Origin of the sequence: Thalassovita mangrovi, from assembly GCF_009857745.1 — a bacterium.
Lineage (GTDB): Bacteria > Pseudomonadota > Alphaproteobacteria > Rhodobacterales > Rhodobacteraceae > Thalassobius > Thalassobius mangrovi.
Window position 1 is genome coordinate 1 of record NZ_WWEN01000027.1, and the last position, 541, is coordinate 541.

Consider the following 541-nt stretch of genomic DNA (forward strand, 5'->3'; position numbering starts at 1 on the left):
CCCAACTTGCGCCAACAATCTACAAGAGACTCTCATCGCCCGCTCCATCTCCAATGTGGGCCCGTTCCACTAAGATTGTATTTTGCACGATTAAGTCTAGCAGAAGTGTCACTTTTTCGGTCGATCCTGTTTTTAAACAGTATATATCCTTCTGTCAATTGATTTCTCGACTTAAACCCGAGTGCTTGATTAAAAAATAAATTCAAAAAGAGGTGCAACACGAGGACTTCCAAGGAGGTCACCCATCCTAGTACTACTCTCGCCCAAGCACGCTTAACTGCGAAGTTCTGATGGGATCCGATGCATTAGTGCTGGTATGATCGCACCTGTGCCAATTTGCGCAAACAATCTACAAGAGACCCTCATTGCCCGCTCCATCTCCAATGTGGGCCCGCGCCACTAAGATTGTATTTTGCACGATTAAGTCTAGCAGAAGCGTCACTTTTTCGGTCGATCCTGTTTTTAAACAGTATATATCCTTCTGTCAATTGATTTCTCGACTTGAACCCGAGTGCTTGCTTAAAAAATAAATTCAAAAAGG

The 541-nt window shown here is 43.8% G+C and carries 1 rRNA gene; it reads right to left on the reverse strand.

Annotation, left to right across the window (positions count from 1 at the left end):
• Window positions 1-209: 209 nt before the first annotated feature.
• Window positions 210-328 (reverse strand): 5S ribosomal RNA (gene rrf, locus GR167_RS20075).
• Between the last annotated feature and the right edge of the window lie 213 nt (window positions 329-541).